This window comes from Arthrobacter sp. S2(2024), assembly GCF_036662515.1.
Taxonomy (GTDB): Bacteria; Actinomycetota; Actinomycetes; order Actinomycetales; family Micrococcaceae; genus Arthrobacter.
In genome coordinates, this window is sequence record NZ_JAYKZI010000002.1 from 490,882 (window position 1) to 515,523 (window position 24,642).

Consider the following 24,642-nt stretch of genomic DNA (forward strand, 5'->3'; position numbering starts at 1 on the left):
GCAGAAAGGTTCTGAATAAATAGTAGAACCTCGCCGCCGATCCCCATATTCCGCGAGGGCAATGTGAGCAACAGCACCCGGCATCCGCCGTCGAGCCGCTGGACAACCCAACTCTGGCCGCCTAGCTCCACCCGGTCGCGGCCATGAACGCCTTCTCGAAGTATGGGGTCAGGGTCTTCATGTAGGTGGCGGTCACGTGGTTGTCGTCCTTGTAGACAATCACGTTGCCGATCACTGCAGGACAATTCGCATCGGGGCAGAAGTACTTCGAGAGGTCCAGGAATTTCGTGTCGGGCATTGCCGCGGCGACGGCCCCCGTCGGGGAATCTTCCGAATAGATTTCGGCACGCTGGGAACCACAGGCAACATACGCGCCGGGGTTCTTCTCAAGGCAAGCGGGAACTGGCTGCGCTGCCCGTGGTGTGTCTCGGAAGGCGACCACTTGGATTCCGGCGTCGTTGAGGGTCTTTACTTCCGTGACCCAGGAAGGATCGAGCCGCTCCGGGACGTTGCTCTGAGCATTGGTGCGCGTACTGGTCGTCACCACAACATCCGGCTTCATCTTCAGGACCTCTGCGAGCGTGGCCTTGTTGAAGTCAACGCATGCCTGCGTAATGTCTGCCGCGGTGTCCTCGCCAAGCGGGCAATATCCCTTCGTGATGGACATCAGGCTCCAATTGTTCTTTGCAGCCATCGTAAGCAGCGGCGTGTTCAGCACGTGGGCGTGGGAACTGCCTATGACCACCACGGACTTCGTCCCGTTCTTGATCCCGTTGGTGCATCGGTTGACGAACTCCTGCGGGTCCGCGGTCCCAGTGCAGGCGGTCGGGAAAACCGGCCAGTCCCCATCAACGGCAGTCATGCTTGGAACCAAGGGCACTCCTGGATCGGGGGTGTACACGAAGTCCCCGCCCACGGCCGCCGCTCCGGGGTTGCGGGTATCCATGTTTGCAACCAAGGCACGGTTTGTCTGCTCGATCTGCAGGGGCCAACCCGCCAAGGGCAAAATAGCCACGGCCCCTACCGCAACCAGCGAAATCGCGCTTCTGCGCCGGTTGGCCTCGGGCCACTTCCAACCCCGCAACGGCTTCTCGATGAACCTGGTGGTCAGGACAGCCAGGAGGAAGGCACCAACAATGATCACTGTGCCGGACAACCAGCCGGCGTGGGTCTTGCCGGACCAAGCCAGATAGATGACCAACATGGGCCAGTGCCAGAGGTAGAGGGCGTACGAATTGTTTCCCATCCGCACGAGCGGCTTGGAACTGAGGATCCGGTCGATTCCGAACCGGCTCTGGGTCTGGCCTGCCGCGAGGATACAGGCTGCGGCCAGCGTTGGCCACAAGGCCAACCACCCGGGGAAGACCCCCTCGACGTCGAGGATGAGCCCGCAGCTGAGCATCGCCAGGATACCGAGCCAGCCTAAGACGATCCTGGCCGACCTGGGTATTTTGACCGAAGGCAGGAAAAGTGCCAGAAGAGTTCCCAGGGCAAACTCCCACAGCCTGGCCGCCGTCGAGAAGTACGCCGCCGATTGGTCCGAAGCGGTGTAGAGGACCGAATACACCAGGGAAACCAGGAAGACTAATCCAAAGATGTAACGCAGAAGGGGAACGTACGCGAGCCTGAACCTCCTCGCCACCCAGCCAGCGCCCACGAAGATGATCGGCCAGACAATGAAGACCTGTCCTTGGATGGACAGCGACCAGAAATGCTGTAGCGGGCTGGCCAGGCTGTGGTCCGCGGCGTAGTAGTTGACTGCCTGCGACTGCAGCAGGAAGTTCTCAACGTAGAAGAGTGAAGCCCAGCCCTGCTTGATGGTATCGACCCAGCGGGTGGCCGGCATGAAGAGGAAAGTGGCGGCCAGCGTTCCAACGATCACCGTCACGGCTGCCGGCAAGAGCCTCCGGAAGTGATGAAGGTAGTGCTTGATCAGCTCAGTCTGCCGCCCGCCGGCATACCGCCGTATGAACTGCGCCGTCATGAGGAATGCAGAGACCAGGAGGAAAATATCCACCCCGCCGGAGACCCGGCCGAACCAGATGTGGTACGTGACAACCATGAGGACGGCAACAGATCGAAGCCCTTGGATCTCAGGACGGAACGTTGATTTGGGGGCCGATTTCTGCGTCTCGCCGCTAGTTCGCCGTAGCGCAATCGGGCGCGTGGTTGTCAAAGTCTTGCCTCCAGGGTGCTACTCAAACCGTCTACCCTACTGATTCGAAATGTTCGTCGTCAATTGAGACCGCGTTCAACCAACTTCCTATGATCCATTAGGACACAAGGGGCTGGGAGCTTCCGGAGCGTTGTCTGGGTCAATCCTCCATGCCGTTTTCCGGGCAACGCGGGGTCACTTACGGCCCATCCGGCAGCACCCAATGGGCCGTAAGTGACCCCGCGTTGCTTTAAAAAGAAAAGGCCCGGCCCCCTCAAGGGGACCGGGCCTTCTTTCACACAGATGGGCCCACACCGCCCGGGCTCCCTGGCCGAAGCGAAGCGAGGCTAGGGAGGCGGTGGGGACTAGTGGCTGTGGCCTGCGTGCTCGTCTTCCTCGGCCGGCTTCTCGACAACCAAGGTCTCGGTGGTGAGAACCAGGGCTGCGATGGATGCGGCGTTCTGGAGTGCGGAGCGGGTGACCTTGACGGGGTCGATCACGCCGGCGGCGATCAGGTCCTCGTACACGCCGGACTTCGCGTTGAAGCCGTGGTTGGCTTCCAGCTCGGCAACCTTGGCCACGACGACGTAACCGTCGAAGCCGGCGTTCTGGGCGATCCAGCGAAGGGGCTGGGTCAGGGCACGGCGGACGATGCCGACGGCGGCAGCCGCGTCGCCTTCCAGTGCCTTGACGGCAGAGTCCTCGTCCAGTGCCTTGAGGGCGTGGATGAGGGCGGATCCACCGCCGGAGACGATGCCTTCTTCAAGGGCAGCACGCGTGGAGGACACTGCGTCCTCGATGCGGTGCTTCTTTTCCTTGAGCTCGACCTCGGTGGCTGCGCCGACCTTGATGACGCCGATGCCTCCTGCCAGCTTCGCAAGCCTTTCCTGCAGCTTTTCGCGGTCCCAATCGGAGTCGGTGCGGGTCAGCTCTGCACGGATCTGGGCGACGCGCGCTGCGACGTCCTCAGGCGTACCGGCGCCGTCAACAATGGTGGTGTTGTCCTTGGTGACGGTGATCCGGCGGGCGCTGCCGAGGACCTCGAGGCCAACCTGGTCCAGGGACAGGCCGAGCTCCGGGGAAACAACCTGGGCGCCGGTCAGGGTGGCAATGTCCTGCAGCATGGCCTTGCGGCGGTCGCCGAAGCCCGGAGCCTTGACGGCAACGACGTTCAGGGTGCCACGGATACGGTTCACGATCAGCGTGGACAGTGCCTCGCCGTCGATGTCCTCAGCAATGATAAAGAGGGGCTTGGCAGCCTGCAGGGCCTTCTCGAGGAGCGGCAGGAATTCCTGCAGCGAGGAGATCTTGCCCTGGTTGATCAGGATGAGGGCGTCTTCCAGAACAGCTTCCTGGCGTTCCGCGTCAGTGACGAAGTACGGGGACAGGTAGCCCTTGTCGAACTGCATGCCCTCGGTGAGGACCAGTTCGGTCTGCGTGGTGGAGGACTCTTCGATGGTGATGACGCCATCCTTGCCGACCTTGCCGAAAGCCTCGGCGAGGAGCTCGCCGACCTCATCGCTCTGGGCAGAGATCGCGGCAACGCTGGCAACCTGGGTGCCTTCAACTTCGCGGGCGTTCTCCAGGAGGCGGGCAGCCACGGCCTGGACGGAAACCTCGATGCCGCGCTTGATTTCGCCAGGTGCGGCTCCGGCGGCAACGTTGCGCAGGCCTTCCTTGACGAGTGCCTGTGCCAGCACGGTGGCGGTGGTGGTGCCGTCACCTGCGACGTCGTTGGTCTTGGTGGCGACTTCCTTGGCCAGTTGCGCACCAAGGTTCTCATACGGGTCGTCGAGTTCGACTTCGCGGGCGATCGTCACGCCGTCGTTGGTGATGGTGGGAGCTCCCCACTTCTTGTCCAGAACGACGTTGCGGCCACGCGGGCCAAGGGTGACCTTGACGGTATTGGCGAGCTTGTCAATGCCTGCTTCGAGCGAGCGACGGGCAGCGTCGTTAAACGCAAGCTGCTTTGCCATGGTTGTGTCCTTTCAAGACGGAAAACCCGCACCGCTGATTCGACCGGAAGAAGTCCGACTCGATCTGCGATGCGGGATCCAGGGAATTACTTAACGACGATCGCCAGAACGTCGCGGGCGGACAGAACGAGGTATTCGTTGCCGCCGGTCTTGACTTCAGTTCCGCCGTACTTGGAGTAGATGACGACGTCGCCGACGGTTACGTCGACGGGGACGCGGTTGCCGTTGTCGTCGAAGCGGCCGGGGCCAACTGCGACAACTTCGCCTTCCTGCGGCTTTTCCTGTGCAGTGTCCGGGATGACCAGGCCGGAAGCCGTGGTCTGCTCTGCTTCGAGCGGGCGGACAACAATGCGATCCTCGAGAGGCTTAATGGAGACCGACACTCGGATCTCTCCTTTACGTGAGGTAGTACATGGACTATCAAACCAGGGATGCCGTGGCGGGCTTACCGTCGTCGCGGTGCCGGTAAGTGCCTGGCGGCATGATTAGCACCCGCCTAGGGAGAGTGCTAATCAAGACTCTATGTAAGCATTAGCACTCGGTCAAGGCGAGTGCCAGAATTCCGTCATGGGTGAACGCCCGAAGCGCCACTTGCGGCTCGAGTAGCTCATTGACCGGCGAGGTCGTCGAAGTCGACGTCCTCGCCGTCGTCATAGTCTTCCTTCGGCGCGTTTCCGCGGTTCAGGTAGAGCACTACGCCGCTGGCGAGCGCGACGACGCCGAACACCACCAGCCCGACGATCGCTGCGATGCGGGCACCGGTGTAGGTGTCACGGATGTCCCGGGCCTCGTCGGTGGCGTCCTGGACGCTCTTTCCGGTCATGGAGTAGGTGGCCGCGTTGAAGGAGTCGAGGAAGAAAATAATGATCAAGAGCGCAATGCAGACAACGGCAATCAAAACACCGACGATGAGTGCGGGGCGGGCATACTTGGAGAGATTTCCGGCGAAGGGACGTTTATCGGGGGCAAAGGGAGAACCATTGGCGTCGTCAGGCTGGCGTACTGGGTTGTCTTCCATGGCATCAACCCTATCCGCCCGGGTGGTCGCGGTTCCCCCTCCGCACTCTATGACGGGCGAGCATTAGGCTGGTTCCCATGGCTGACACACCCCAGGACCAGATTGCCCCTTTGCTGACAACGGAAGGTTGGGAACTCCTGGCATCCTTGGGACCATACCGCGACGGCGAAGCCTTCGCCCTCAACGCGCGCCTGCGCAAAGACGGCCACTCCCCCGCGCTCGTGGCCGCCGTCCTCACCCAATCCAGGCTCCGCACCCGGGCCGAGGCCAAGTTCGGAGAATTCGCCCGGCAGATGCTCTTCACCCAGGCCGGCCTGGAACAGGCCACCCGCCTCAATGTTGCAGCCAGGCACGCCGAGCGATTCGCCAAGGCAGGCACGCGGCACGTGGCGGACCTGGGCTGCGGGCTCGGAGCGGACTCCATGGCCATGGCCTCCATGGACATCGAGGTCACCGCCGTGGAGCTCGACGAGACCACCGCAGCCTGCGCCACCATCAACCTCATTCCGTTCCCGCACGCGACGGTAGTGCACTCCGACGCAACCTCGGTGCCCCTCGACGGGGTCGACGGCGTGTGGCTCGATCCGGCGCGACGCACGACGTCGTCGTCGGGAACCAAACGGATCTGGGATCCGGAGGCGTTCTCGCCGCCGTTGTCTTTCGTTGAATCATTGGCGGCGACCGGCAAGTCCGTCGGGGTCAAAATGGGCCCGGGCATGCCGCACGAATCGGTACCGGCCGGCTGCGAGGCACAGTGGGTTTCGGTGGGCGGGGACGTCACGGAAGTGACGCTGTGGTTCAACGACGTCGCCCGTCCCGGCATCCGCCGCGCTGCCCTGGTACTCGGGCCGCAAGGCGCAGCCGAGATCACCAGCGCCGAAGATTTCGACGGCGGTCCGGTGCCCGACGTCGGGCCCGTGGAGGGATACCTGTACGAACCGGACGGGGCGGTGATCCGTGCGGGCCTGGTGGCCGACGTCGCACTCCGGCTGGGCGGCCACCTGGTGGACCAGCACATCGCCTATATTTGCGCTCCGGAACTTGTGGAGACCCCGTTCGCCCGCGCCTACAAAGTCCTGGAAGTCATGCCGTTGAACGTCAAGGCCCTCAAAGCCTGGGTGAAGGCGAACGGCGTCGGCGTCCTCGACATCAAGAAACGCGGCACCTCCGTCACCCCGGAGGAGCTGCGGAAGCAGCTGCTCCCGGCAGGAAAAGGCTCGGCAAAAGGCCGCGGCAACAAAACAGCCACCTTGGTCCTCACCAGGATCGGCGAGGAAAAGGTGGCTGTTGTAGTGGAGCCCGTCGCGGCTGCCTGAGCTGGTCTCTGAGCTGTGGCGCCCTATTGGGCGCGCGTGAACTCCTCGGCCGCAGCGACTTGCTCCGGTGTGGGGGTGATGCCGGTATAGAGAACGAACTGCTCAAGCGCCTGGATGGTGGCCACCTCGGCGCCGGTGATCACGGTCTTTCCTGCCGCGCGGCCGGCTTTGATGAGCGGCGTCTCTGCGGGGAGGGCGACGACGTCGAACACGACCCTCGCGGCCGCCACCGCCGCTTCGGGGAAGGACAGGGAGCTGGACTCGGGTCCGCCGGCCATGCCGATCGGTGTCACGTTCACGAGGACGTCCGCCGTCGACTCCCCTACTTCGGCTTGCCAGCCGAAGCCGTAAAGCCCCGCGAGGGCTTGCCCGGGTTTTTCATTCCGGGCAACCACTGTAACGCGGGAGAACCCGGCGTCCCGGAAGGCAGCGGCGGTGGCCTTTGCCATGCCGCCGGAACCGCGGAGCAGCACGGACGACGCCGGGTCGATCGCGTTGCGCTCGATCAACTGGGCGATCGCCGTGTAGTCCGTGTTGTAGGCCGTCAGTACGCCGGCATCGTTCACGATCGTGTTGACTGAATCGATTGCTGCCGCCGAAGCGTCCATCCGGTCGACGAGGGCGATGACGTCTTCCTTGTACGGCATCGAGACGGCACAGCCGCGGATGCCCAGGCCGCGCACGCCCGCGATCGCGTTCGGGAGGTCGGTGGGAGCGAAGGCCTTGTAGATCCAGTTCAGGCCAAGCTCCTGGTAAAGGAAGTTATGGAAACGCGTTCCGTTGTTGCTGGGCCGGGCAGAGAGAGAAATACAGAGCGTCATGTCTTTATTGAGGATCGGCATAACGGGGCTTCCTTCGCGTAGCGGGTTCTCTGCCCAGCCTAGACGGGGAGCTAGCCTTGGCGCGCCTTGAAGCGCGGATTCAGCTTGTTGATGACAAAGGTGCGGCCGCGCCGGCGGACCACTTGCGCCCCGGGGACCTTCTTGAGGGCACGCAACGAATTCCTGACTTTCATGGGGTTCTCCTTCTCGTGTTTTCGCTTGGTTGATGGGGGCTTTGTTCCGCCTGGGCTGGAGCTCGGCTACAGGGTGGATTCGAGTTCAAAAGGGTCCTCGAGTCCGGCGAAGCCGAGCCTCATCTCGGCTTCGCTCAGCGCGCATGCATCCAGCAGGGACCGGATTTCTGCTGCGTCAACGTCGTCTCCCCTTCCGGTCACGGCAAGCACCGTCCCCCGGTCGCCGAAGCGCGGATGCCAGTCGAGGGCGGCGTCGACGTCGTGGAGTCCGTTTCCGTGCTTCAGGCCTTTGCCGCTGGGGACGCGGCCGATGCCGGCGTCCGCCAGCCACTCGCCCGTACTCTCGAGCCAGACGCGCGGCCCGATTCCCTGCACCGCGATCCGGACTTTGGCAGCCGAGGCAATCCACAAGCGGCCCCGCATCCAGTGGCATCCCCCGGCCAACTTGGGCAGCGCCTCCTGGAAGCGCCTCGGATGAAGGGGTCGCTCCACTTTGTGGAGCACGGTCCGGAAATTCCCCGACTCCTCCTCGAGCGGCACCCTCACGGAACCACGACGGACTCTCGCGAGAGCCTCGGCGCCGTCGTAGCAGCCGGGCCGGAAGTCGTCGTCGCCCGCGGAAATGGCTGCGTGCGGCGCGAGCTGCCCAAGAAGTTCCACGCCGTGGGTCCACGCCTCACTTGAATCCGGGCGCAATCCGGTGAGCTCTGCCCCAAGACCGGCGTGCACCATGACAGTATCCGCGTGGCCCAATTCCCCGATGAGAAATTCTCCGCTGGTGCGCTCATCCTCGGGCATGGCCGTAAACCCGGATTCATACAGCGTGTGTTTGTCCCAGATATGGTCTTCCAGCCCGGAGGGGTCAATCGCCAACACCGCGTTGTCGATGACGGCGGGCCGCTCCAGGCCGCGCTTGAGTTCGGCTACCGCCATCTCCACGGAGACACCCGGTGGCAGGCCCAGGACGATATGGTCGTGTCCCGACGCGGCGAGGCGTTCCGCCGTCGGGACAACGTCGAGACGGACCGTGCAGCTAAGGCAGCCGTGTTCCAAAGCGGTTTGAGCTTGCTCCACCAGTTGGCCGTTGCGGAAGATCCTTCGCAAGACAATGGACCCGTCCAGGAGGTCGTGCAGGACAACCACCGAATCTCGATGGGTCCGCCCAAGCCTGGCGGCGGCTGCTTCGCGGCATTGGCTGTCCAGTGAGCTGACAACAGAAAGATGCATGCCAATAATCTTAGATGCAAATCATTCTCATTAGCAAACGACTTTGTTTCCTGTTTTACCTCGCGGTTCCCATCATGCGGTACCGTACCGCCCCTGCATTAGACTTGAGCCAACCGCTGACGGCCCCACGGCGGGCATTGCTCAGGGCGTTTTTGGCAAATACCGAGGGGACCCACGTGCAGATTGATTTCGCTTCATCCAGGCAGTCGACCCTGGGGGTGGAATGGGAGCTAGCGCTCGTCAACGCACGCACCGGCGAATTGGTCTCGGTGGCGAATGAGGTCCTGCGGGGCGTGGCTTCGCGGCATCCGGATTTGAACGAAGACGACGAGCACCCGCACATCAAGCGGGAACTGCTCCTGAATACCGTGGAACTCGTGACGGGCGTGTGCAACACCGTCAAGGAAGCCAAGGAAGACCTGGCCCGCTCGCTGCAGGCCGTCAGGGAAGTCACCGACCCCATGGGCGTGGAGCTCTTCTGCGCCGGAAGCCATCCATTCAGCCCGCCGCAGCTCCAGCCGGTCTCGGACAAAGAACGCTACGCCAAACTGATCGACCGGACCCAATGGTGGGGACGGCAAATGGTCATCTACGGAGTCCACGTCCACGTCGGCCTGGACCGGAGGGACAAGGCGCTCCCCATCCTCGATGGCTTAGTCAACTACTTCCCCCATTTCCAGGCATTGTCCGCTTCGAGCCCGTTCTGGGGCGGCGAAGACACGGGCTACGCGTCACAGCGCGCCCTCATGTTCCAGCAGCTTCCCACGGCCGGATTGCCTTTCCAGTTCCCCAGCTGGGCCGAATACGAGTCCTACGTCCAGGACATGTTCACCACTGGAGTGATCGACACCCTGTCTGAAATCCGCTGGGACATCCGGCCCGTGCCGAACTTGGGCACCATCGAGATGCGCATTTGCGACGGCCTGGCAACCCTCGAGGAGGTCGGCGCCGTTGCAGCCCTGACCCAATGCCTGGTGGACGAGTTCTCCACGATCCTGGACAACGGCGGCAGCATTCCCACCATGCCGCCATGGCATATCCAGGAAAACAAATGGCGCGCCGCCCGTTACGGCATGGAGGCGATCATCATCCTCGACGCCGAAGGCAACGAGCAGCTCGTCACCGAGCACCTCAAGGAAACGCTGCTGCGCCTGGCACCTGTCGCGGAAAAGCTGGGTTGCTCGGCGGAACTGGCCGACGTCGAAAAGATCATCGCCCGCGGAGCCGGCTACCAGCGCCAGCGCCGCGTCGCGGCCCAGCACGACGGCGATCTCCACGCGGTTGTCCAGGATCTCGTAGAGCAAATGCGGTCCGTTCCGACCTCCTAGCGTTGCCGGCTAACCTCGAGACGGATTCCCGCGCCTACACCGAAACGGTAGTCACCGGCAGGGAGGAATCCGGAGCGAACGCGACGCCGCTGGGCGCGATTCCCGCCATGATGAGTTGCGAGCCCAAGGCCGCCACCATGGCGCCGTTGTCGGTGCACAGTGGCAGCGGCGGCACATGCAGCGTGATCCCGGCGGAGCTGCAGCGTTGCCCTGTCAGCTCACGGAGCCGGGAGTTGGCGGCGACGCCGCCGCCGAGCAGGAGATCCGTGATGCCGTTCTCCTTGCAGGCCAGCACAGCCTTGGACGTGATGACGTCCACCACCGCTTCCTGGAATGCAGCGGCGATGTCGGCGGTGGGAACCTCCTCACCGCGCGCTTCGAATTGTTCAACGCAGCGCGCGACGGCGGTCTTGAGCCCGCTGAAGGACCAATCGTAGCGATGCGGTCCGGGTTCCTCCGCGGTTCCCATGTACTTGGGTTGCGTCAGGCCGCGCGGGAAGCGGATGGCCTTGGCGTTGCCTTGCTTGGCGAGTTTGTCGATGGCCGGTCCGCCTGGGTAGCCAAGGCCCAGGAGCCTGGCCACCTTGTCATAGGCCTCGCCTGCGGCGTCGTCGATGGTGGAGCCGAGCATCTCGACGTCGTCGGTGATGCTGCGGATGCGCAGGATTTCCGTGTGCCCGCCGGAAACCAGCAACGCACCGAGGTTTTCGGGCAGCCGGCTGCCCGAGAGTCCCCCGGTGCCACCGCCGGCGGCCCCGTCAAGGAGCCCGACGCCGACATGCGCCACCAAGTGGTTGATCGCGTAGAGCGGCTTGCCCGTGGCAACAGAGAGGGCCTTGGCCGCGCAGACACCCACCATGAGCGCGCCGGCCAATCCGGGTCCGGACGTTACGGCGATGGCATCGATATCGTCAAGCGCCACCCCTGCCTCGTGCAAAGCTTCCTGCAGCGTGGGAACAAAAGCGTCCAGGTGGGCACGGGAAGCGATCTCCGGAATGACACCGCCAAAACGGACGTGTTCATCCATCGAAGAGGACACGGTGTTGGTCAGCAGCGTGGTTCCGCGGACAATCCCGACGCCGGTTTCGTCGCAGGAAGACTCTATCCCCAGCACGAGCGGCTGGATAGTGTGGGAGCGGTTCATTCCGGTGTTCCTTCAGTCAGTGTGAGCCTCATGATGAGGGCGTCCGTGCCGTCGCGGTAGTACCGCCGTCGGACGTGGATCTGCTCGAAGCCGAACCGCACGTACAGTGCCTGCGCTCGTGGATTGTCGGCACGGACCTCCAGGAGCACTTCCACAGCGCCACGCCGTCGGGCCTCTTCGATCAGTTCCGTGAGGATGGCCGAGCCGATTCCCCTGCCTTCGAATTCAGGAACGACGGCGATCGTCTGGACGTCCGCGATCGGCTCAATGCACATGAGCCCGGCGTAGGCCACAATCTGGCCGCCGGCTTCGGCCACTACGTAGCGGCGGGTATCAATCTGGGCGAGTTCATCGAAGAACATCTGCATCGGCCACGCGTCCACCGGGAAGAGCCGGCGCTCCAGGACCTCGACCGCCGTGACGTCGTTGGCGGTCATGTCGCGCAAGGTCACGCCCTCGAGCTTGAACTGATATGAGTGGTTCACAGGGCACGCTTCCTAGGGCCCGGCACTTGGGCGTCGGATTCCCGCAAATACAAGGGCGTGGAATCGGGCAGTTCCGCGCCGGCCAACAGGAGTGCCATGGCGAACTGGCCAAGCGACGCGGCGTCGGGCTGGGTGGCGCTGAATTCCTCGTTCGCGTTGACGACGTCCGCGTAGATGCCGCCGCCGGCACCGAAGACCGGGAGATCGGGCAACTCCGAGGCGAAACCGACGTGCGGACCGTCCACGAGTTGCGGGAGCTGGCCATCGTTGAGCGTGTAGCGCGCCCAGTAGACCTCCTTGCGACGGGCGTCCGTGGCCACGAGGAACTCAGCCTGTGCTTCCGTTGATTCGGCCACTTCCAAAGCGATCGCGTCCAGGCTCATGAGTCCGAATAGCGGCTTGTTCCACGCAAATGCCAACGTGCGGGCGGTTGCAATCCCTGAACGAAGCCCGGTGAATGGTCCGGGGCCAACGCCGGTGACGATGAGGTCGATGTCCGCGCCACCTACTCCGGCGTCGGCCAGGAGTTTCTCAATGCCGGGCGCCAGGACCTCGGCATGGCTGCGGGTGTCCTCGGTGGCGAAGGACTCCACCACGCCTTCCATGGCATCGTCCGAGATGAGTGCCGCACTCGCCACGGCCGAAGTATCAATGGCCAAAATCAGCATCAGGCGTTCTCCTCCAGTATTTCCGGCACCGTGCTCCACCGAGGGCCAAAGCCGCGGAAAACGATGGTGCGCGGTTCGTCGTCGTCCTCCGGGTCGAAGTCCAGCACGACGTCATGGCCGGCCTCCGGGCGGGTTGCAGCCCCTTCCGCGCCGCCCACCGTCCGGTGAATCTCGACGTCCAGGCGACTATCCGAAAGGTGTTCGACGCGCTCGCGCCCCCACTCGACCACTGTCACGGAGTTGTCCATGGTGTTTTCAAGGTCGATGTCGTCGATTTCCGCGGCGGAGGCAAGCCGGTAAGCATCAACATGGACCAGGTCGGGACCACCCGGCCGCGGCCCGTCCGGCAAGTTCGGGTGGATACGTACCAGGACAAACGTGGGCGAGATGACGCCGGCACGGACGCCCAGTCCTTCGCCGAGTCCCTGGGTGAAGGTGGTCTTGCCAGCACCAAGTTCGCCTGTCAGGACCAGCAGGTCACCGGGCTCAAGGACCCCGGCCAGCGCCGAGCCCAAAGCGTGGGTCTGCTCCGCCGTCGCGACCTTGACCGTGCGTTCCCACAAGGCCTCGCTCAACGGGGTCTTGTCAATCGAGGTCCCGCTCACCGGGCATCCGCCCCCGGGGTCTCATTGATATAGATGCGCGGCACGCGTGGGCTGACACGGGTGACAATCTCATAGTTGTTGGTTCCGGCGGCGGCGGCCCAGTCGTCCGCCGTCGGGCCGCCGTCGGCGCCGTCACCGAACATGACGGCTTCGGCACCCAACCAGCCGGCTTCGTCCGTCACTGCATTCCCAAGGTCGATGACCATCTGGTCCATGGCGATCCGGCCCACCACCGGGTAGTTGACGCCGTTGACCCTTACCGGTCCGCCGGTGGCGACGCGCGGCACGCCGTCGGCGTAACCAAGCGGGATCAGGCCCAAGGCGCTCTCGCTGGACGTCCGGTAGTTGAGTCCGTAGGACACCCCTTGGCCTTCGGGCACGCGCTTGCAGTTGGAAACGAGGGTGCGCACTGTCATGGCGGGGCGCAGGCCAAGTTCCGCGGAGGTTTGTCCTTCGAACGGGGACAGCCCGTAAAGCCCGAGCCCCACGCGGACGAGGTCGAAGTGGGCATCCGGGCGTGAAAGCGTGGCGGGAGTGTTGGCCAGGTGCCGGACTTCGGTGTCCACTCCGGCGTCCTCGGCCACGGCAATCGCTTCCCGGAATGCTGCCAACTGCTCATCGGTCTCGGGACGGTGGGGTTCGTCGGCCACGGCCAAGTGCGAGAAGATGCCCACCACGCGTAGGAGCCCCTCGTCCTGGTACTCCATGGCCTGGCCCACCACTTTGTCCCATTGGGCGATGGTGGAGCCGTTGCGGCCCAAGCCGGTATCAACCTTGAGGTGGATGCGTGCCGGCCGTTCCTGTTCGCGTGCCGCCGCGACCACCGCGTCCAGCTCCCAGCCCGAAATCCCGACGTCGACGCCGGCGGCAACCGCCGCCTGGAAGTTGCTTTGGGTGGTGTGCAACCAGGCCAGCATGGGGGCATCGATTCCAGCAGCGCGAAGCGCCAAAGCCTCCGAAATATGGGCAACGCCAAGCCATCGGGCGCCGGCTTCCAGGGCCGCCCGCGCCACCTGCACCGCGCCGTGCCCATAGGCGTCGGCCTTGACCACGGCCATAACGTTTGCGGGCGAGGCGATAGCCACGAATTGGCGTACGTTGTGCCGGATGGCATCCAAGTCAATGACGGCTGATCGTTCGAGGACCGTTGCCGAACCCGATGTCGTCGAGGGCTCGAAACTGGCAGCTGCTTCGTAAGTCACCCTCACGATTCTAGTGCCGCCATGGCCCGCGGGTTGTCCGGCTTGGTGGGGCCCCGCTCAGGCGTCGGAGTTGTGGGCGATCGTGGCCGTTGCACGACGTTGGGCCCCTGGCGGGACATCCGCCACAATGTCCTCGAGGAAAGCGAACCGTTTGAGCCACTGGCTGGACTGCCGCTCCCTCCGGGCGTTGGCTCGCTGCCACCAATCGGCGATGTCTCCCCAACCGGGCGCAGCCAGCGAGCCGCCCACTTCCTGAACCGCGAGCGACGCGCAAAGATTGGCAAAACGGAGCCGGTCCCCCAAAGGCCACCCGGCCAGGCAGCCCACGACAAATGCCGCACCGAAGCAGTCGCCCGCTCCTGTGGGGTCGTACGCCGTCACGGGAAGGGACGGCACCCATTCCTCCTCACCGGTTTCGGAATCCACGGCCATGGCTCCCTGCGCTCCCAAAGTCACCACAGCCACCGGAACGCGGTCGGCAAGTGTGTAGAGCGCAGACCATGGGTTGTCCTTGCCGGTGAAGGCCATTGCTTCGCGTTGGTTCGGCATGAAGGCGTGGAAATTGCTGAGCTGGTCCAGCCGCTTCGACGACCACGCTCCGGTCGGATCCCATCCGGCGTCGCCGAAGAGTTTGACGCCGGCTTTCCTCGCCGCCAGCATCCATGGCTCCGGCTCCTCGCCCAGATCCGCGACGGCGGCGAGCGCCTTGGGCGGATCGCCGATCAGTTCAGAGGCGCTCATGGGCGAGGGATGTCCGTGGGTGACCATGGAACGATCCTGATCCACGCACAAGGAGACCGTGACCGGGGAATGCCAGCCCTCGAACCGCCTGGACAGGGAAAGGTCCACATGCTCTTGGCTTTCCAGGATCCGCCAGTTGAAGTCCCCGTATCCGTCATCCCCGAAGGCCGCCGCGAGGCTGGTCCGCAGCCCAAGCCGGGCGGCCGCGATGGCTTGGTTGGCCACGCCGCCAGGGCAGGTCCCCATGCCTTGGCTCCACACTTCAGTCCCCGGTTCAGGGCTGCGGTCCAGTCCGGTAAAGATAATGTCCTGGAACACAGTCCCTGTCAGCAGGAGATCGCAGGCTGAATCGGCCGCGTCATCACGCGCTTCCCCCCGGATAGCGGCGAGGGGGTCGAATCCAATCCTGGGCGTTGCGTCCATGCACGGCAGACTACGCCGCGGCCACGATTGTGCAAAGCTCTTAGAGCTCCTGGTACATGACATGCAGCCCGACGTAGCCGAGAGTCGGGTGCTGGAAGGCATCGGGGATGGTCGCCAGGATACGGAAGCCCATGGACTGCCAGAGCCCTACCGCGCGCACGTTGCTCTCGACGACAGCGTTGAACTGCATCGCCTTGAACCCGGAGTCCCGGGCGGCAACCAAGGAATAGGCACACAGCGCCCGGGCGATTCCCTGCCCGCCGTGATCGGCATGGACCATATAGCCGGCGTTGGCCACGTGGCTTCCGCCACCACCCTGGTTGGCGTGCAGTTCACCGGTACCCAGCACGTCGCCGTCGCGCACTGCCACGAAGGTCAGCCCGGGCGCTTCCTTGAACCACTTGCTCCGTGCGGCTTCTTCGGTGGTGTCGCGGTCCCAGGTGAAGGTCTCCCCGGCCCGGATCACGGGTTCCAGGACGGCCCAGATCCCTGGCCAGTCGCTTGCCCGGGCGGCCCGGATCTCGTAGCCAGCGGCCGCCGGCGTTCCTGCTTTGCTGTTTGAGTGGCTCACGTCCGTTACGGTACCAGCCGTCGCTACCCTGCCGGCCCTGTAGGGCCGACTGCAATGCCAGGGAGCTCAGGAGTAGTGTTTTCGCTGGGACGCAGAGATTTTCACTTTGCGGGACTTGTTGAATTTGCATTGGATACAGGAGGTAGCGGTGTCGTTGATCCGTCGCGTGGCCTTCCTGTCACTCCACACGTCCCCCATGGAACAGCCGGGTTCGGGCGATGCGGGGGGCATGAACGTGTACGTCCGGGCGCTGGCCATGGCGTTGGCGGATCTTGGTGTGGAGGTAGAGATCTTCACGCGTTCGACGTCCGCCAGCCAGCCCGCCGTCGAACATCCCGGTCCCGGCGTCTGCGTCCATAACGTCCTGGCGGGCCCGCCACGGAAACTGCCCAAGGAGGAACTTCCCGAACTCCTCCACGCCATGGTTGCCGAGGTCGAGCGGATCCGGCAACGGCAACCGCACGGCCGTTACGACGCCATCCATTCCCACTACTGGGTGTCCGGTGTGGCGGGCCTCGAACTCTCCGCATTGTGGAACGTGCCGCTGATCCACACGATGCACACGATGGCGAAGGTCAAGAACCTGGTGCTCGAATCCGGCGAGCGGCCGGAACCGCGCCTGCGTGAAGACGGCGAACAGCGGATTGTGGATGGAGCCACGCGCCTCGTGGCCAACACTCCCGCCGAAGCCCAGGAGCTCGTTTCGCACTACAGCGCCGATTTCGACCATATCGACATCGCTCCGCCCGGTGTTGACCTGACCGTGTTCACTCCCGCGTTCCGGGCCCGGTCCCGCGCCGAGCTTGGCGTGCGACCCGGCAGTTTCCACTTGCTCTTCGCCGGACGCATCCAGCGGCTCAAGGGCCCGCAAGTATTCGTCGAGGCTGCGGGCATCCTCCGCAAGAGGCGGCCGGACATCGACCTCGAACTGACCATCCTGGGCGCCTTGAGCGGCGCCAAGGACTTCAACCTGCAATCCTTCATCACCGCCTCGGGGCTCGACGACGTCGTCACGCACCGCGCGCCGGTCAAGGCGCCCAAGCTGGCGGGCTGGTTCCGATCTGCCGACGTCGTGTTGATGCCCTCCTTCAGCGAGTCGTTCGGGCTGGTTGCCCTTGAAGCACAGGCCTGCGGCACTCCGGTGGTGGCCACCAACGTGGGTGGGCTGACCCGCGCCGTTGCCGACGGCCGGACGGGTATTTTGGTTGACGGCCACGATCCCGCTCGCTGGGCCGACGTCATCGAAGCCCTGTACGACGACCCCCGCACCCGCGAAGACATGGGCCGTGCCGCGGCCGTGCACGCGGAGGCCTTCGGCTGGCACCGGACGGCAGCCATCACGCTCGAGAGCTACCACGCAGCCATCGGCGCAGTCCTCGTCCGCCCAAGCTAGACCCCCGCTCACAAACAAGCCCCTCCCCGGCGACGCTCGCTCACCAATGAAGGCAATCCCGACGACGCTCGCTCACCAATGAAGGCAATCCCGACGACGCCCGCTCACCAATGAAGGGAATCCCGGCGACCCTCGCTCACCAATGAAGGCAATCCCGACGACGCCCGCTCACCAATGCGGACACGACTGATAGATTGTCGCGCACAGTGTTCCGCACGGATTTGAGGACAAGGATGTCTGAAAACAAGATCTTGAGCGACCTTGAAATTGCCCAGAATGCGGCGATGCGTCCCATCGAGGAGATCGCGGAGCATGCCGGGATCAACGTCGACGCGTTGGAACTCTACGGCCGGTTCAAGGCGAAAATCGATCCGGCCAAGCTCCGTCTCCCGGATGCCAAACGAGCGGGCAAGGTAGTCCTCGTCTCCGCCATGTCCCCGACGCCGGCGGGTGAGGGAAAGTCCACAACCACGGTAGGCCTCGCCGATTCTTTGGCGCGGGCCGGTCACCGCGTGATGATCGCGCTACGCGAACCGTCCCTTGGACCGATCCTGGGCATGAAGGGAGGTGCGACCGGGGGCGGCTATTCCCAGGTTCTCCCCATGGACCAGATCAACCTGCATTTCACCGGCGACTTCCACGCGATCACCTCGGCAAATAATGCCCTGATGGCCCTCGTGGACAACCACATCTTCCAAGGCAACGAGCTCAACATTGATCCACGCCGCATGACCTTCAAACGGGTTCTCGATATGAACGACCGCTCGCTTCGCGAGATCATCATCGGCTTGGGCGGGCCCGCACAAGGAGTGCCGCGACAAGACGGATTCGACATAACCGTCGCCTCCGAAATCATGGCCGTCTTCTGCCTCGCGACGGACTTGGATGACCTCCGCGAGCGCCTCGGCCGGATCACTTTCGGATACAACTATGACCGCCAGCCGGTCACGGTGGCCGATCTCGGCGTCCAGGGTGCCCTGACCATGCTGTTGAAGGACGCCATCAAACCGAATCTCGTGCAGACCATTGCGGGAACGCCGGCCCTGGTGCACGGTGGCCCGTTCGCCAACATCGCCCACGGCTGCAACTCGCTCATCGCCACACGGACGGCCCAACAACTCGCCGACATTGTGGTCACGGAAGCGGGATTCGGCGCCGACCTCGGTGCCGAAAAGTACATGGACATCAAGTCGCGCATCGCGGACGTGGCGCCGTCCGCCGTCGTCGTGGTCGCGACTATCAGGGCTCTCAAGATGCAGGGCGGCGTTCCGAAGGAGCTGCTCAAGGAGCCCAACGTCGAGGCGCTCGCTGCCGGCGTCGAGAACTTGAAACGGCACGTGCACAATGTCGAGAAGTTTGGCGTCACACCGGTTGTTGCAATCAACAAGTTCGCGACGGACACACGCGAAGAGCTCGAATGGCTGCTGGCTTGGTGCGCCCAGGAAGGAGTCCAGGCGGCGGTGGCGGATGTGTGGGGTCGCGGCGGAGGGGGCGACGGCGGTGACGAGCTCGCGGCGAAGGTCGCCGCGGCGGTGGCGGCAGCAACGCCGTCGGACTTCCGGCACTTGTACCCCCTTGGCCTGTCCGTTGAGGACAAGATCCGCACGATCGTGCAGGAAATCTATGGTGCCGACGGTGTGGAGTTTTCCGTCCCTGCGCTCAGGCGCCTCGCGGACATCCGGAGAAACGGCTGGAGCGGAATGCCCGTTTGCATGGCAAAGACGCAGTATTCATTCACTGACGACGCGTCCCAGTTGGGCGCCCCCAAGGGTTTCACGGTGCACGTCCGCGAGCTGATTCCCAAGACCGGGGCGGGCTTCATTGTCGCGCTGACGGGTGCTGTCATGACGATGCCGGGTTTACCTAAGGAGCCCGCCGCGATGCGAATGGACGTCGATGAGCACGGCAATCCGGTGGGTCTCTTCTGACCCTCGCTCAGCTATGGGCCGTATGTAAGAAACCCTCGCTCACCTATAGGGCACTTTCGCGGGACGCTCGCTCACCAGTGGCGCCGGAAGGCGGCCGGATCGTCGGCCGAATCCCGGGCCTGTGGATAACTTCTGCGGGCATCCGCCCCTTTGCGGCACAATGCGGGTATGCAAAACGAGCTCGCCCTTCCCGCCGAACTGCTTTCAGGACCGTTCACGCTCACCCAGGCCCAAGCCCAAGGTGTCCCGCGCGGCCGTCTGCTTCGCGCCGACGTCGAACGCGTCAGCCGTAGCCTCTACCGTCCGATCGGCTGGGACTTCGAACTTGAGTCCGCCGCACGTGCGTTGTCGGCTGCTACCCCGGGGGCCTGGATCTCGCACGTGACGGCAGCGCGCCTTCGCTCTTCCTGCCTTCCGCCGTGGCTTGCCGATTCTACGGAGCTGCACCTCAGCAAGCCCCGATCGTTGCCTGGAACCCGCCGCAAAGGCGTAATCGGGCACAGGGTGATCGCGGCCGAGAACGAGGTCGAATCGGTTGATGGAATACGGATCAGCACGCGCCCACGCACTTGGCTGGACATGGCCCGGCTGCTGCCTTTGAACGACCTCGTCTGTATGGGCGACGAGCTGATTCGAGTGCCCCGCCAGGCCCTGGAAGGACGGGACACGCCGTTCGCGACCCTTGAAGGACTGCGTGTTCTGGTGGAGCGCCATCCGAATTTGCAAGGCGTCGTCCGTGCCCGGCAGGCGCTCGAACTGATGCGCGTGGGCGCGGACTCGGCGCCGGAGTCCCTGCTTCGTTTGGCCATGCTGGACGCTGGAATCCCCGAACCCGAACTCCAGCTCAGCTTGCGAAGTGACGATCCGTTCTCGCCGTCGGCGGATTTGGGGTTCCGCCGACGGCGGGTCGCCATTCAGTACGACGGCGGCCATCACCTCGCGGAGGCCCAGACCCTCAGTGATCGACGCCGGAACAAAGCCTTCGAGGCAGCCGGATGGACCGTCCTCGTGTTCCGCAAGGACGATTTGGCAGATGGATTCGAGTCTGCCACCAAGAAGATCAAGAAGGCGCTCCGATCAGCGTGGGTCGATCCCGCCGTCGCATCCGGCTTTGCAAGCGCCGTGTAGCGAACGGGCGTTAAACGACGAACGCTCGCTCACCCGAAGGTGAGCGAGCGTCCGTCAAAAACCCGGCATAAGTGAGCGAGCGTCCGCCCAAAACCCGGCATAAGTGAGCGAGCGTCCGTCAAAAACCCGGCATAAGTGAGCGAGCGTTTAGCGCTCGACGTCGCCGCGGATGAAGGCCTCGACCTTTTCGCGGGCGATGTCATCGTTGAACTGCTCCGGCGGGGACTTCATGAAGTAGCTGGAAGCGGAGAGCAGCGGGCCGCCGATGCCGCGGTCCAGGCCGATCTTGGCGGCGCGGATGGCGTCAATGATCACGCCGGCGGAGTTCGGGGAGTCCCAGACCTCGAGCTTGTATTCCAGCGACACCGGGGCGTCGCCGAAGTTGCGGCCTTCGAGTCGGACGAACGCCCACTTGCGGTCATCGAGCCAGGCGACGTAGTCGGACGGACCGATGTGGACGTCGTCGGCGTGCAGGACGGCTTCGACGTTGGAAGTCACGGCCTGGGTCTTGGAGATCTTCTTGGATTCCAGGCGGTCGCGCTCCAGCATGTTCTTGAAGTCCATGTTGCCGCCGACGTTGAGCTGGTACGTGCGGTCCAGCGTGACGCCGCGGTCTTCGAAGAGCTTGGCCATGACGCGGTGCGTGATGGTGGCACCGATCTGGCTCTTGATGTCATCGCCGACGATCGGCACACCAGCGGCGGTGAACTTGTCGGCCCATTCCTTGGTGCCCGCGATGAAGACCGGCAAGGCGTTGACGAAGGCAACACCGGCGTCGATGGCGCACTGGGCGTAGAAGTGCGCAGCATCCTCGGAACCCACCGGCAGGTAGCAGACCATGACGTCGGCCTTGGCTTCGCGCAGTGCGGCGACGATGTCCACTGCCTCTTCCGGAGCCTCGACGATGGTCTCGCGGTAGTACTTGCCCAGGCCATCCAGGGTGTGGCCGCGCTGCACGGTCACGCCAGTGGAAGGGACATCGGCGATCTTGATGGTGTTGTTCTCGCTGGCGCCGATGGCGTCCGCGAGGTCGAGGCCGACCTTCTTGCTGTCGACGTCGAAGGCAGCGACGAACTGGACGTCGTTGACGTGGTACTTGCCGAACTCAACATGCATCAGACCCGGAATCGTGGCCTGGGGGTCGGCATCGCGATAGTAGTGGACACCTTGGACCAGCGAAGCGGCGCAGTTACCTACGCCGACAATGGCGACACGAATCGGATGTGAAGACACGGAACTCCTTTGAGAACTAACCTCAGGTGCCTAGCGCGTCAGTACCTGTATGTACGACGGCGTCTTAAAGGCACAGCGCCATTCGGCGCTCTTAGCATTGTAACCAACCTGAACGGGGCCGGCTTTGTTCCCAGCCGGCCCCGCAAGTGTATTAAGTTTTTCGAATCTACTTCTGCGCCCACAGATTGATGTCGGACTCGACGGCGAACTCGTCAATCGCTGTCAGTTCCTCCGACGTGAAGTCGAGGTTGTTGATCGCAGACACGGTGTCCTCCAGCTGCGCCACACTTGACGCGCCCACCAGGGCAGAGGTCACCGGCGAACCCTTCGGCTGATCGCGCAGGATCCAAGCGATCGCCATTTGGGCGAGGGTCTGGCCGCGTCCTTCGGCGATGGCGTTCAAACCACGCACCCGGCTCAGCTTTTCCTCAGTCAGCGCCGATTCGGACAAGAACCGTTCCTTGGCGGCGCGGGAGTCCGCGGGGATTCCGTTCAGGTACCGGTTGGTGAGCATCCCCTGTGCCAGCGGGGAGAAGGCGATGGATCCCGCGCCAACCTGGTCAAGCGTTTCGTAAAGGTTGGGCGAACCGTTCTCGGTCCAGCGGTTCAGCATGGAATAGCTGGGCTGGTGGATGAGGAGCGGCGTGCCCATTTCCTTGAGAATCCGGGCTGCCTCAAGGGTCTGCTCCGGGGTGTAGGAGGAGATTCCGGCATAGAGCGCCTTGCCGGAGCGGACAGCGTGGTCCAGGGCGCCCATGGTTTCTTCCAGCGGGGTTTCCGGATCGGGACGGTGGCTGTAGAAGATGTCCACGTAGTCCAGTCCCATGCGCTGCAGCGACTGGTCAAGGCTGGAGAGCAGGTACTTGCGGGAGCCCCATTCTCCGTAGGGGCCGGGCCACATGTAGTAACCGGCCTTGGTCGAAATGACGAGTTCGTCGCGGTACGGCTTGAAGTCGTCCTTCAGGTGGCGGCCGAAGTTCGTTTCAGCCGATCCGTCCGGCGGACCGTAGTTGTTGGCAAGGTCGAAGTGGTTGACACCCAGATCGAAGGCCCGGCGCAGGATGGCGCGCTGCTCTTCGAAACGCTTGTCGTCGCCGAAGTTGTGCCACAGTCCCAGCGAGATCGCGGGAAGTTTGAGGCCGCTGCGTCCGACGCGGCGGTAGGGCATGGTTTCATAGCGGTTTTCCGCAGCCGAATAAGTCATACCTACCATCCTGCCACCGCCTTCGAGGCTCGAAGCGCGATGTCCGTCATGTGGGCACGCTCACTTAAGGGCACAGTCACTCAAGGCGCACGACGGCGGCGCTCTCCCCCGGGAGGGTCAGCTCTCCGTTCCCGACGGCGGCCGCGGAGTCCGTGGCGAGCAAGACTTCACCGCCCATCGCCTTCGTCAGGGTCCGGTCCCCGAAGTTGCAAGCAACCCTCACGGCTCCCCTGCTGAGAACGAGCCATTTGTCCTCTTCGCTGAAGTCGACGTGGGTGTCGGTGAATCCACCGCCCGCAAGCTCCGGCGTCGAGCGCCTGAGGTTCGCAAGCGCCCGGTAGAGTTCCAGCAATCGGGCGTGATCGCCGTCGTGCGCTTCCTCCCACTTGAGCTTGGAGCGTTCAAAGGTCTCCGGGTCTTGGGGGTTCGGCACCAACGCGGGGTCCCAGCCCATCCGTTCGAATTCCTTGAGCCGGCCCTTTGCCGTGGCCTCTGCGAGCCATTCCTCGGGATGCGACGTGAAAAACTGCCAAGGCGTGGACGCGCCGAATTCTTCGCCCATGAAGAGCATCGGGGTGAATGGCGACGTCATGGTCAGCACGGCGGCCAACGCGAGCCTCCCGTACGACAGGCTGGAACTCAGGCGGTCACCGGCGGCGCGGTTGCCGATTTGATCGTGGTTCTGGTTGCAGACCACCAACGCGGCAGGATGAACCAGCCCCGGGCGGATGGGGCGGCCATGGTGCCTGCCGCGGAAACTTGAGTAGCTCCCGTCGTGGAAGAAACCGTGTTCAAGCACCTTTGCCAGTGCGCCCAAGGAATCGAAATCCGCGTAGTAGCCGGCAGTCTCGCCTGTGAGGTTGACGTGCACGGCGTGGTGGAAGTCGTCGCTCCACTGACCTTCCAGGCCGTAGCCATTGGTGTCCCGGCGGTAGATGAGGCGCGGGTTGTTCAGGTCCGATTCCGCGATCAAGGTCTTGGGGACGCCAGTTTCGGCTTCGATCCCGTCCGCGAGGCTGGCGAGGTCTTCCAGGATATGGACGGCCCGCTCATCGCGGAGGGCGTGTACGGCGTCGAGGCGCAGCCCGTCCACGTGGAAGTCGCTCAACCACATAGCGGCATTGTCCAGGATGTATTGACGGACTTCGTCGGAACCGGGGCCGTCCAGATTCACTGAGTCGCCCCATGTGTTGCCTTCGCCGGACTTCAGGTAGGGGCCGAACTTCGGCAGGTAGTTCCCGCTGGGTCCCAGATGGTTGTAGACCACATCCTGGATCACGCCGAGTCCGGCAGCATGCGCGGCATCCACGAATCGCTGATAGGCCTCCGGTCCGCCGTAGGCCTCGTGGACGGCGAACCACAGCACGCCGTCGTAGCCCCAGTTGTGGGCGCCGTTGAACGCATTGACAGGCAGGAGCTCCACAAAGTCGATTCCAAGTTCAACGAGGTAATCCAGCTTTCCCGCGGCCGCGTCCAGGGTGCCTTCCGGCGTGAAGGTTCCGAGGTGGAGCTCATAGATGACCGCGCCGCCGAGCCCGCGCCCCGCCCAATCCGCATCGTTCCAGGCATACGACGAGGCGTCGAAGGTGCGGGAAAGAGCGTGCACCCCGTCCGGCTGGCGCTGCGATCTGGGATCGGGAAAGGGACCCTCGCCGTTCACCAGATAGCCGTAGTCGGTCCCGGGCTCTCTTGGTACGTCCGCCGTCCACCAGCCCGCGGCGCCGTCGTCGTGGGACAGCATATCGTGGCGCTGCTCCTTCGCGAGCAGAGTGACAGATTCCGCAAACGGGGCCCATACATCGAACCGTTTCCCGGCGCTGGTCTTCTCGGCCATCGCTCCCCCTCAATCGTCTTGTCCGGGCTTCGTTTGCCCGCCGTTCTT

General features: G+C 63.9%; 22 protein-coding genes. 5 read left to right on the plus strand and 17 right to left on the minus strand.

What is annotated here, in order from left to right; all coding sequences use genetic code 11:
* Positions 1 to 121: 121 nt before the first annotated feature.
* The 4 genes from VLA65_RS05925 to VLA65_RS05940 all read right to left on the minus strand — a co-directional run bounded on the left by VLA65_RS05925 (position 122) and on the right by VLA65_RS05940 (position 5,149).
* Positions 122 to 2,176 carry an acyltransferase family protein gene (locus VLA65_RS05925; protein WP_332602015.1) on the minus strand — a complete coding sequence of 685 codons (2,055 nt, stop codon included), beginning with the start codon at positions 2,174 to 2,176 and terminating at the stop codon, positions 122 to 124.
* Positions 2,177 to 2,520: 344 nt separating this feature from the next.
* Positions 2,521 to 4,131, minus strand: coding sequence for a chaperonin GroEL (gene groL, locus VLA65_RS05930; protein ID WP_284991332.1), 1,611 nt, complete (start codon positions 4,129 to 4,131; stop codon positions 2,521 to 2,523).
* Between the two features lie 86 nt (positions 4,132 to 4,217).
* Entirely contained in the window at positions 4,218 to 4,514 is a 297-nt protein-coding gene (gene groES / locus VLA65_RS05935) for a co-chaperone GroES (RefSeq protein ID WP_028265041.1), read from the minus strand.
* Between the two features lie 224 nt (positions 4,515 to 4,738).
* On the minus strand, positions 4,739 to 5,149 hold the full coding sequence (locus tag VLA65_RS05940; RefSeq protein ID WP_284991330.1) for a hypothetical protein: 411 nt from the start codon (positions 5,147 to 5,149) through the stop codon (positions 4,739 to 4,741).
* Positions 5,150 to 5,226: 77 nt separating this feature from the next.
* On the opposite strand from VLA65_RS05940, the gene VLA65_RS05945 reads away from it, so the two are divergent.
* Complete coding sequence (locus VLA65_RS05945; RefSeq protein ID WP_284991328.1) at positions 5,227 to 6,465, plus strand: class I SAM-dependent methyltransferase; 1,239 nt, start codon at positions 5,227 to 5,229, stop codon at positions 6,463 to 6,465.
* A gap of 23 nt (positions 6,466 to 6,488) precedes the next feature.
* On the opposite strand, the gene VLA65_RS05950 is transcribed toward VLA65_RS05945, so the two are convergent.
* From VLA65_RS05950 to VLA65_RS05960, 3 genes are all read right to left on the minus strand, one after another.
* Positions 6,489 to 7,307, minus strand: coding sequence for a shikimate 5-dehydrogenase (locus VLA65_RS05950; protein ID WP_332602016.1), 819 nt, complete (start codon positions 7,305 to 7,307; stop codon positions 6,489 to 6,491).
* Positions 7,308 to 7,357: 50 nt separating this feature from the next.
* The gene (ykgO, locus tag VLA65_RS05955) at positions 7,358 to 7,480 is read right to left on the minus strand and encodes a type B 50S ribosomal protein L36 (RefSeq protein ID WP_059387417.1); all 123 of its coding nucleotides are present in this window, start codon (positions 7,478 to 7,480) and stop codon (positions 7,358 to 7,360) included.
* A gap of 66 nt (positions 7,481 to 7,546) precedes the next feature.
* Entirely contained in the window at positions 7,547 to 8,707 is a 1,161-nt protein-coding gene (locus VLA65_RS05960) for a GTP-binding protein (protein WP_332602017.1), read from the minus strand.
* Between the two features lie 176 nt (positions 8,708 to 8,883).
* On the opposite strand from VLA65_RS05960, the gene VLA65_RS05965 reads away from it, so the two are divergent.
* The gene (locus VLA65_RS05965) at positions 8,884 to 10,035 is read left to right on the plus strand and encodes a glutamate--cysteine ligase (RefSeq protein WP_306958941.1); all 1,152 of its coding nucleotides are present in this window, start codon (positions 8,884 to 8,886) and stop codon (positions 10,033 to 10,035) included.
* A 34-nt stretch (positions 10,036 to 10,069) separates the two neighbouring features.
* Here VLA65_RS05965 and tsaD read toward each other — a convergent pair whose 3' ends face one another.
* Genes tsaD through VLA65_RS06000 form a run of 7 tightly spaced genes read right to left on the minus strand, consistent with a single transcriptional unit; the run spans position 10,070 to position 15,874 of the window.
* Entirely contained in the window at positions 10,070 to 11,179 is a 1,110-nt protein-coding gene (gene tsaD / locus VLA65_RS05970) for a tRNA (adenosine(37)-N6)-threonylcarbamoyltransferase complex transferase subunit TsaD (protein ID WP_332602018.1), read from the minus strand.
* Positions 11,176 to 11,616: a ribosomal protein S18-alanine N-acetyltransferase gene (gene rimI / locus VLA65_RS05975; RefSeq protein ID WP_059387414.1), complete on the minus strand. Its 441-nt coding sequence runs from the start codon at positions 11,614 to 11,616 to the stop codon at positions 11,176 to 11,178. The genes tsaD and rimI overlap by 4 nt, the downstream gene beginning before the upstream one ends.
* 44 nt (positions 11,617 to 11,660) lie before the next feature.
* Positions 11,661 to 12,332, minus strand: coding sequence for a tRNA (adenosine(37)-N6)-threonylcarbamoyltransferase complex dimerization subunit type 1 TsaB (gene tsaB / locus VLA65_RS05980; RefSeq protein WP_059387412.1), 672 nt, complete (start codon positions 12,330 to 12,332; stop codon positions 11,661 to 11,663).
* Positions 12,332 to 12,907, minus strand: a complete 576-nt coding sequence (tsaE, locus tag VLA65_RS05985) for a tRNA (adenosine(37)-N6)-threonylcarbamoyltransferase complex ATPase subunit type 1 TsaE (protein ID WP_332602065.1) — start codon at positions 12,905 to 12,907, stop codon at positions 12,332 to 12,334. The genes tsaB and tsaE overlap by 1 nt, the downstream gene beginning before the upstream one ends.
* Positions 12,908 to 12,933: 26 nt before the next feature.
* On the minus strand, positions 12,934 to 14,139 hold the full coding sequence (gene alr / locus VLA65_RS05990; protein ID WP_332602019.1) for an alanine racemase: 1,206 nt from the start codon (positions 14,137 to 14,139) through the stop codon (positions 12,934 to 12,936).
* Positions 14,140 to 14,196: 57 nt separating this feature from the next.
* Positions 14,197 to 15,303, minus strand: coding sequence for a carbohydrate kinase family protein (locus VLA65_RS05995; RefSeq protein WP_306958945.1), 1,107 nt, complete (start codon positions 15,301 to 15,303; stop codon positions 14,197 to 14,199).
* A gap of 40 nt (positions 15,304 to 15,343) precedes the next feature.
* Positions 15,344 to 15,874 carry a GNAT family N-acetyltransferase gene (locus VLA65_RS06000; RefSeq protein WP_059387411.1) on the minus strand — a complete coding sequence of 177 codons (531 nt, stop codon included), beginning with the start codon at positions 15,872 to 15,874 and terminating at the stop codon, positions 15,344 to 15,346.
* Between the two features lie 148 nt (positions 15,875 to 16,022).
* Between VLA65_RS06000 and mshA the strand changes: the two genes are divergently transcribed.
* From mshA to VLA65_RS06015, 3 genes are all read left to right on the plus strand, one after another.
* A complete protein-coding gene (gene mshA / locus VLA65_RS06005; protein WP_284991313.1) occupies positions 16,023 to 17,267 on the plus strand; it encodes a D-inositol-3-phosphate glycosyltransferase in 1,245 nt (414 codons plus the stop codon).
* A gap of 233 nt (positions 17,268 to 17,500) precedes the next feature.
* Positions 17,501 to 19,195, plus strand: coding sequence for a formate--tetrahydrofolate ligase (locus VLA65_RS06010; protein WP_332602020.1), 1,695 nt, complete (start codon positions 17,501 to 17,503; stop codon positions 19,193 to 19,195).
* Between the two features lie 168 nt (positions 19,196 to 19,363).
* The gene (locus VLA65_RS06015) at positions 19,364 to 20,323 is read left to right on the plus strand and encodes a DUF559 domain-containing protein (RefSeq protein WP_332602021.1); all 960 of its coding nucleotides are present in this window, start codon (positions 19,364 to 19,366) and stop codon (positions 20,321 to 20,323) included.
* A gap of 147 nt (positions 20,324 to 20,470) precedes the next feature.
* Here VLA65_RS06015 and VLA65_RS06020 read toward each other — a convergent pair whose 3' ends face one another.
* The 3 genes from VLA65_RS06020 to treZ all read right to left on the minus strand — a co-directional run bounded on the left by VLA65_RS06020 (position 20,471) and on the right by treZ (position 24,594).
* The gene (locus tag VLA65_RS06020) at positions 20,471 to 21,556 is read right to left on the minus strand and encodes an inositol-3-phosphate synthase (protein WP_059387408.1); all 1,086 of its coding nucleotides are present in this window, start codon (positions 21,554 to 21,556) and stop codon (positions 20,471 to 20,473) included.
* A gap of 166 nt (positions 21,557 to 21,722) precedes the next feature.
* Positions 21,723 to 22,760, minus strand: coding sequence for an L-glyceraldehyde 3-phosphate reductase (gene mgrA, locus VLA65_RS06025; protein WP_284991854.1), 1,038 nt, complete (start codon positions 22,758 to 22,760; stop codon positions 21,723 to 21,725).
* A gap of 76 nt (positions 22,761 to 22,836) precedes the next feature.
* Positions 22,837 to 24,594 (minus strand): malto-oligosyltrehalose trehalohydrolase, encoded by a 1,758-nt coding sequence (gene treZ, locus VLA65_RS06030; protein WP_332602022.1) that lies wholly within the window; start codon positions 24,592 to 24,594, stop codon positions 22,837 to 22,839.
* Between the last annotated feature and the right edge of the window lie 48 nt (positions 24,595 to 24,642).

What these genes read in the sequence shown, in the direction of transcription:
- groL (WP_284991332.1), bottom strand. Translation starts at nt 4,131, where the DNA reads ATGGCAAAGCAGCTTGCGTTTAACGACGCTGCCCGTCGCTCGCTCGAA.
- VLA65_RS05940 (WP_284991330.1), bottom strand. Translation starts at nt 5,149, where the DNA reads ATGGAAGACAACCCAGTACGCCAGCCTGACGACGCCAATGGTTCTCCC.
- VLA65_RS05945 (WP_284991328.1), top strand. Translation starts at nt 5,227, where the DNA reads ATGGCTGACACACCCCAGGACCAGATTGCCCCTTTGCTGACAACGGAA.
- VLA65_RS05950 (WP_332602016.1), bottom strand. Translation starts at nt 7,307, where the DNA reads ATGCCGATCCTCAATAAAGACATGACGCTCTGTATTTCTCTCTCTGCC.
- ykgO (WP_059387417.1), bottom strand. Translation starts at nt 7,480, where the DNA reads ATGAAAGTCAGGAATTCGTTGCGTGCCCTCAAGAAGGTCCCCGGGGCG.
- VLA65_RS05960 (WP_332602017.1), bottom strand. Translation starts at nt 8,707, where the DNA reads ATGCATCTTTCTGTTGTCAGCTCACTGGACAGCCAATGCCGCGAAGCA.
- tsaD (WP_332602018.1), bottom strand. Translation starts at nt 11,179, where the DNA reads ATGAACCGCTCCCACACTATCCAGCCGCTCGTGCTGGGGATAGAGTCT.
- rimI (WP_059387414.1), bottom strand. Translation starts at nt 11,616, where the DNA reads ATGACCGCCAACGACGTCACGGCGGTCGAGGTCCTGGAGCGCCGGCTC.
- tsaB (WP_059387412.1), bottom strand. Translation starts at nt 12,332, where the DNA reads ATGCTGATTTTGGCCATTGATACTTCGGCCGTGGCGAGTGCGGCACTC.
- VLA65_RS05995 (WP_306958945.1), bottom strand. Translation starts at nt 15,303, where the DNA reads ATGGACGCAACGCCCAGGATTGGATTCGACCCCCTCGCCGCTATCCGG.
- VLA65_RS06010 (WP_332602020.1), top strand. Translation starts at nt 17,501, where the DNA reads ATGTCTGAAAACAAGATCTTGAGCGACCTTGAAATTGCCCAGAATGCG.
- VLA65_RS06015 (WP_332602021.1), top strand. Translation starts at nt 19,364, where the DNA reads ATGCAAAACGAGCTCGCCCTTCCCGCCGAACTGCTTTCAGGACCGTTC.
- mgrA (WP_284991854.1), bottom strand. Translation starts at nt 22,760, where the DNA reads ATGACTTATTCGGCTGCGGAAAACCGCTATGAAACCATGCCCTACCGC.
- treZ (WP_332602022.1), bottom strand. Translation starts at nt 24,594, where the DNA reads ATGGCCGAGAAGACCAGCGCCGGGAAACGGTTCGATGTATGGGCCCCG.